Genomic DNA, 5,006 nt, shown 5'->3' on the forward strand with positions numbered 1-5,006 from the left:
CCCCATCATGGAGGCGGTCGGAAAAGCCGCCCGCTCCGGCCTGCCGGTCCTCGGAATCTGCAACGGCTTCCAGATTCTCTGCGAAGCAGGGCTTCTTCCAGGAGCTCTGCTGACCAACACGGACGGGCTCTTCCGTTGCCATCCGACTCGCTTGCGCGTGGAGAGCAACTGCTGCCTCTTCACCCGGGGCTTTGCTGCCGGAGAAGTGGTTCAAATGCCGATCGCGCACGGCCAAGGGCGCTACTACGCCGACGCAAGGGCACTCGACCGGCTGGAACGATCCGGCTCCATCCTCTTCCGCTACTGCGACGTCCACGGCGACATCACAACGGAAGCCAATCCCAATGGCTCCGTCGAGAATATCGCCGGCATCTGCAACGAGGAGGGGAACGTGGTCGGGCTGATGCCGCATCCGGAGCGCGCTTGTGAGACTCTTCTTGCGTCGACCGACGGGCTCAGGCTCTTTCGTTCCCTCGGCTCGACCCCGTCCAAGACCGAGCCTGGAGCACTCTATGTCGGCAGCGCCGCTCGATGATCCCGCCTATTGGGAGAGTCGATATCGTCTGGGCGACGCTCCCTGGAATCGAGGCATGCCCTCGCCCGCCCTCGAGGAATCCCTCTTGCGCTTTTCAAGACCAGGCCGGGTGCTCGTCCCCGGCTGCGGGCATGGCCACGATGTCCGACTCTTGGCCAAGCATGGCTGGGAGGTGGTAGGAATCGACTTCGCGCCCGCCGCCCTTGCGGAGGCACGTAGCCAGGAAGACCATCCACGGGTGGAGTACCAGAACGCCGACTTCCTTGCTCTTCCCGAGAAGTTCTCCGGAGCTTTCGACCTGGTTTGGGAGCATACCTGCTTCTGCGCGATCCCCCCGGAAAGGCGACCGGATTACGTCCGCTCGGTCCGCCGGGCACTGAAGCCCGGCGGAAAGCTTCTCGGCATCTTCTTTCTCGCCACGGCTCCTCCCGAGCCGCCTCCTCACTGCTTTACGCTCGACGAGTTGGATTTGTTTTTTTCCTCCGACTTCGTCGTCGAGGCCGAATGGCTGCCCTCATGCTGCTATCCTGGCAGGGAGGGCGAGGAAATCCTCCGTCTGCTCGCGCGAAAAGAGTGACGAGTTCACCGCCTTCCGATCCGTATGTTCCTTCTCTCTTCCCGCCTCGCACCCAAGCCCATTTGCGATGCCTCGGGTACGAACTTTGTGAGAAAGGGCTGTAGAACGGAACGGGGCTGAATGGGTGTCGATTCGCCGGAGGCGAAAGAAAGACCTCCCTTTTTGCCTCTCTTCTTCCCTCGTACCCGCCTCGATTGGACGATGGCCGCGGGCCTCTTGATCGTAGCTCTTTTCCGCCTTCGCTACGCGGCCACTCTCGATCTCTTGCCCGACGAGGCGCACTACTGGCTCTGGGCAAAGCACCCCGCTTTCTCCTATGTCACCAAAGGGCCGGTCGTAGCTTGGCTGATCGGGCTGAGTACCGCTCTCTTGGGCGATTCCGTTCTCGGGGTTCGTCTTCCCAGCGTCGCTCTCTCGATAGGAACCGGCTGGCTCTTCTATCGGCTCGGTCAGCGGCTTTTTTCTTCTTGGTGCGGAGTGGCGACGGCAGCGGTTGCCTCGATCATCCCCATTTTTGCGGTCGGATCGGTGCTGATGACCATCGACTCCCCGTCGGTATTTTTCTGGCTCCTGGCGGCCGCTTTTTTTTGGGAGGGCCTCGAAAATCCCGCCCTCTGGCCCTGGGTTGCCTCGGGCCTGTCCGTCGCCGTCGGCTTCGCAGCAAAGTTCGTCAACTGGCTCGAGCCGCTTTCCTTTACGTTCTTCCTACTGAGCAGCCGGACGGGCCGATCGCACCTCCTTTCGGGCCGTTTTTTCCTGCTGCTCGGCTCCGCCGCTTTAGGCCTTCTGCCCTTCCTGGCGTGGAACGCGGCTCACGGGGGAGCAACCATTCTCCATCTCCTCCACCGAGGCGGGTTGCAAGAGCCCTTCACCATCGAACCGAAGGAGATGGTTCAGTTTTTAACAGAGCAGGCGCTCGCTCTCTCCCCATTCGTCTTTCTCGGCCTTCTCTGGGCAGCGGCGGTCGGCCTCCGGGATCGCTCCCCGGGGGCCCCTTCTCTCTTCCTGGCTTGGCTTTTCTTTCCCGTCTTCGTTTTCTATGCGGTCCTGAGCCTCCATCAGGCCGCCAAGGCGAACTGGACCGTGACCGCCTCCTCCGCCGCGCTCATCGCGGCCGTGGCCTATTGGGGTGACCGAGCTCGCCGCTACCGATGGGCCCGGCTCGTCGTGGGAGGCGCTCTTGCCCTGGCCTTGGTCGAAACCGCCTTCCTCCACGGGCTTGGCTCCGGTCTGCTGGGGCGAAAAGACCCGCTTCTGCGCGCGCGGGGCTGGGCGGAGATCGCCCAGGAAGCCGAACGACAGGCAGCCACTTGCCATCCGGATTTTTGGATCGCGAATGATTATGCGGTCGCAAGCGAAGTCTCGTTCTACGCCCATGGGAGAGAGGTCTTCGTGCCCGAATTCCGGAGGGCGGGCACACAGTTTGCCGTCTGGCCCGGCTACCCTCTCACACGAGGCAGCAGCGCCCTCTACGTTTCAAGCGAAACCGAGGGGACGGTGCCCATGGAGTTGCACCACGAATTTCCCGAGGCTCGATGCCTGGGAGGGGCTTGGCGGCAATGGAAAGACCGGCGCATCGAGTACTTCCGCTTCTGGCTTCTGCAGAGGCCGGGAGGGAACTAAAGCTCCAAAGCCTCTCCCGGAGGAGGCACGACCACCTCGATGCCGGGTCTTTCCTCACGGAGCCGCTCCTGGAACCAGGCGAGCGCCGGAGGATCCCCGTGAACGAGGACGCAAAGCCGGGGGTTCAACCGGAAGATGTAGGCAAGGAGGTCCTCTCGAATGGCGTGCGAGGTCAAGTCAAACTGATCCACCTCACAGAGGAGCGGTCGGGGGGGCGATTCGGAATCGAGGGCTACGAGATTGCCGCGCGAGGTCTGCAAAAGCTGTCCCGCCGGGGAATTCGGATCACAATAGCCGACGACAAGGATCGAATGGCGTTCCTCGGGAAGGAACCGCTGGGCCAGGATGTTCGACAGAGTGCGCTCGGTCATCATCCCCGAGGAGACGAGATAGATCTCCCCCGGCTTGGGGGAGAGTTGACGAACCGTCCGACCATCCAGCACCGTTGGAGCCACATCGCCCAAGAGGCTCAATCCGGGATGCCGCCGGAAAGACCGGCTTGCCAACCGGTCGTAGATCTGCGTGAAGCTCCTGCTTAAACCGCCGATCGTGATCGGGCATCGGGGGAGCCGGCCCGCCTTCTGCTCCAGGTAGAGGGTGGCCAGAAGTTCCTGCGTTTTCCCCAGGGCGAAGACCGGGATGAGAACCGCCCCTCCCCTCCGAAACGTGGCCTGGATCGAGGAGATCAGCCGCTCGATCTCCATCGGCCGCCTCTGATTTTCGGGCGTCTCCTTGCCTCCGCGGGTTGCTTCAATGATGAGAGTGTCAATTCCATCCAGGGGGAAATCCGCAGGCGGCATGAGCGTCTGCTCCTGGAAGCTCACATCCCCCGTATAGAGGATCTGTCGATCCCGATGACGGAAACGCACTCCAACCGCCCCAAGGATATGCCCTCCGGGGTAGAGCCGGAAGCTCAGAGGTTCCCCTTTGGGAGCGGATTCGCCGTGGATCGAGCATTCGTGACCGGCCCGGCAAATTCGATAAGATTTCGCAGCCCGATCGACTTCCTTGTGGGTGAAGAGTGGGTAACTCGTGATTCCTAGCGACGCTCTCTGCTTAAGCATCACCTCGACTGAATTGTGCAGAAGCGGCTCCGCAAGGAGGTAGGTAGCCTCGCTCAAGTAGACCGGCATCTTTTGCTTGCGACGCACGAAGAGAGGGAGCGAACCAATATGGTCATGATGGGCGTGGCTCACCACCACGGCGTCCGCCGCGTGATTCCCAATCGGGCCGAAGTTCGGCGTTGCATCCTCCCCTTCCCTCCGGGGATGGAGGCCTGCATCGAGGATGATCCGCCCCTCACCGTCAAACTCGAGAAGGTAGGAATTGGCGCCGATCTCGTTGGCGCGGGTCAAATTGGTGAATTTCACGAACGGCAAACCGAAGAAGATGTCGCCATTCGCGACCGCCTTCAGGATAGGTCAATAGATTTCGGATCCCCCGATCTGTCAAGACAAAGCAGACGAGGATGCATCACCCAAAACTTTTTTGTCCGCATGCTTGCTTTTTCCGGCTCGCCTGCTAACAACTTTTTCCAATGAAACCACCTACACGACTTTTCCCCGCAGCAGTCGCTGTGCTGGGCTTCCTCTCGATTGCCACATCCGGATGGGCGGCCTGGGATATGCAAGAGACCGTCAACCACGCCGCCAAGGACGTTCATCATTTCAAGGGCAGGAGCACGCACACGATTCCGCACTCCGTCCTCGAGCGTGCCAAGGGCCTCGCCTATCTCAGGAAAAAGGAAGAAGGGTTCATCCTCGGATTCTCCTCCGGAAAGGGCTTGGTTATGGCCAAGACCGCTCATGGCTGGTCCGGCCCGGCGGCCATGAAGAGCGGCGGAATGAGCTTTGGCCTCGAGGTGGGAGCGGAAACCGAGCAGCTTCTCTTCATCTTGAACACGCCCGAAGCCGTCGAGCATTTTGCCAAAGGACACAAGTTCAAGCTGGGTGTTGATCTCGCCGTCGCTGCCGGACCCACCTCGGAACAAGAGGTGAAGCACCATAAGGTCGCTCCGGTCTATGTCTATACCCGGAAGAAGGGCTTCTGGACCGCGGCCGCCTTCAAGGAAAGCAGCGTCGAGCCCGATCGGGGAACCGACAAGGAGTATTACGGGAAGAAGGTAACAACTCGGGAGATCCTGGAGCGTAAGGTTGCGCCCCCGGCGGGAGCGAAGGAGCTCATCCACGAGCTCAACGCCCCTTACCGGAAGTAGGATCGGAAAAATAGAAGCTAGAGAAGGCTTTCAGCGGGCTTCCTCGGAACCGAGGA

Annotated in this window: 5 protein-coding genes; 4 read left to right on the forward strand and 1 reads right to left on the reverse strand. The window is 61.1% G+C overall.

The window, feature by feature from the left end; all coding sequences use genetic code 11:
• The 3 genes from purQ to MAMT_RS04915 all read left to right on the forward strand — a co-directional run.
• Positions 1 to 535: phosphoribosylformylglycinamidine synthase I (gene purQ, locus MAMT_RS04905; protein WP_142659893.1), on the forward strand; the 535-nt coding region annotated here is incomplete at its 5' end.
• Entirely contained in the window at positions 513 to 1,112 is a 600-nt protein-coding gene (locus MAMT_RS04910) for a methyltransferase domain-containing protein (protein WP_142659894.1), read from the forward strand. The genes purQ and MAMT_RS04910, both read left to right, overlap by 23 nt.
• 120 nt (positions 1,113 to 1,232) lie before the next feature.
• Positions 1,233 to 2,735, forward strand: a complete 1,503-nt coding sequence (locus tag MAMT_RS04915; RefSeq protein WP_142659895.1) for an ArnT family glycosyltransferase — start codon at positions 1,233 to 1,235, stop codon at positions 2,733 to 2,735.
• On the opposite strand, the gene MAMT_RS04920 is transcribed toward MAMT_RS04915, so the two are convergent.
• Positions 2,732 to 4,105 (reverse strand): MBL fold metallo-hydrolase, encoded by a 1,374-nt coding sequence (locus MAMT_RS04920; protein ID WP_142659896.1) that lies wholly within the window; start codon positions 4,103 to 4,105, stop codon positions 2,732 to 2,734. The genes MAMT_RS04915 and MAMT_RS04920 overlap by 4 nt on opposite strands.
• A 167-nt stretch (positions 4,106 to 4,272) precedes the next feature.
• Between MAMT_RS04920 and MAMT_RS04925 the strand changes: the two genes are divergently transcribed.
• On the forward strand, positions 4,273 to 4,950 hold the full coding sequence (locus MAMT_RS04925; protein WP_142659897.1) for a lipid-binding SYLF domain-containing protein: 678 nt from the start codon (positions 4,273 to 4,275) through the stop codon (positions 4,948 to 4,950).
• Positions 4,951 to 5,006 lie beyond the last annotated feature (56 nt).

The sequence above is a fragment of the Methylacidimicrobium tartarophylax genome, from assembly GCF_902143375.2.
GTDB lineage: Bacteria > Verrucomicrobiota > Verrucomicrobiia > Methylacidiphilales > Methylacidiphilaceae > Methylacidimicrobium > Methylacidimicrobium tartarophylax.